General features: G+C 61.3%; 1 pseudogene. It reads right to left on the reverse strand.

Annotation, left to right across the window (positions count from 1 at the left end):
• Positions 1-218 precede the first annotated feature (218 nt).
• A pseudogene (locus M0D66_RS37875) lies at positions 219-1,348 on the reverse strand (IS481 family transposase).
• Positions 1,349-1,483 lie beyond the last annotated feature (135 nt).

Consider the following 1,483-nt stretch of genomic DNA (forward strand, 5'->3'; position numbering starts at 1 on the left):
TTCGGCGCGCGCAGCGCCGCCGGAAGTATGACGCCCTTGTCACAAGCTTATGCAGCGGCACGAACACAGATTCCAGTCGCACCACTACCCCGGGCAAGCCACGGTGCCCACTTAGCAGGGGTTTCTAGCCGCTTTCTTTTGCCTACTTTTCTTTGCGGCGGTGTATAGACCGGGGACATGGTTGACAGACGTGCGGAGACATCGTTGACACTTTATGGTCAGCGATTGCCGCTCCTCAGGTCAAGGGTGAGGATGCGATGATGGGCAAACCAGAATTCAAATACGCCGTCTTCGCCCGGCTTTGCGCGTGCCGCAACCAGCAGCCCATAAAGTGCATTCGAGACCCTGAGGTGTCGTCCTTCAAAGCGTAGCTGACCATTCGCCTTGACCCGCAGTACCACGTCATCCGGGCCGTACTCCGGCTCCGGCAGGATCGATGGATACGCCCGGGGGCTCGGCCGGTAGCGGCTGACCGGTGTGTCCATGCCGATCGCCTCATGCGGGCGCTCGCAGTTATATACGGTGCGCCAGCGTCCAGTTCCTGTTGCACGTGCTGCTGGGTAGCGAAGCTTCGTCCATTCAGTACTTCAGCCTTCAGCGTACGGTGAAACCGTTCGTCCTTGCCGTTGGTCTGCGGGTGGTAAGGCCGGCTGTAACTGATGCGGATACCCAGCCGGATCAGCCAGACGGCCAGTTCGGTGAGTTGCCCCGGACTGCCAGGCGAACCCCACGGCGAGCCGTTATCGGTATTGATGCGTAACGGCAGGCCATAGTGTCCAAACGCCTCCCGTAACCCGGCCTGCACAGTCGTGGTGTCGGTGAGGCCACAGGCGCGTAGCAGGATGCTGAAGCGCGAGTGGTCATCGAGCACCGTCAAGGGACTGCACCGCTCCTTCTCGAGGGTGTCGAAGTGCCCCTTGAAGTCCATCTGCCAGAGTACGTTGGGCTGGTCGTGCTCAAAGCGCTTCCAGGGTTGGCTCATGGCTGAATCGGCCGGCAGGATCAGGTTGTGCCGGTGCAGGATGTCGGTCACGGTGCTGGGCTGTGGCACCGCCTCAAAGCCCAGATCCTGCAGGCGCCGGCGGATCTTGCGGCCACCCCAGCGCGGATGGGCCTGGCGCAGCCGCACCACTTCCTGCTCCATCGCAGCGGGGGTCTTCGAGGGACTGCTGGCAGGGCGCCGGGATTGATCTGACAGCGCGTTCTCGCCGCGATTGAGCCATTTGTAGCCGGTCTGCCGGCTGATGTTAAAGCGCTGGCACAGTTCGGTCATCGTCAGCGTGTCCTGACTGGCCAGATGAACAAATTCCTGTCGGAGGCTCATGGTGTCTCTTGCGTTCCAGGGCATGGTCGGGACCGGGCGTTTTAGTACCCGGAAGTGTCAACCATGTCCCCGCACACCTGTCAGCTATGTCTCCGGTCTATACACGGCGGCAAAGAAAAGTAGGTGCCCCCCGCACAGGGGGAACGCTAATAGACCACT

The organism is Paraburkholderia sp. SECH2 (genome assembly GCF_030464795.1).
Lineage (GTDB): Bacteria > Pseudomonadota > Gammaproteobacteria > Burkholderiales > Burkholderiaceae > Paraburkholderia > Paraburkholderia aspalathi.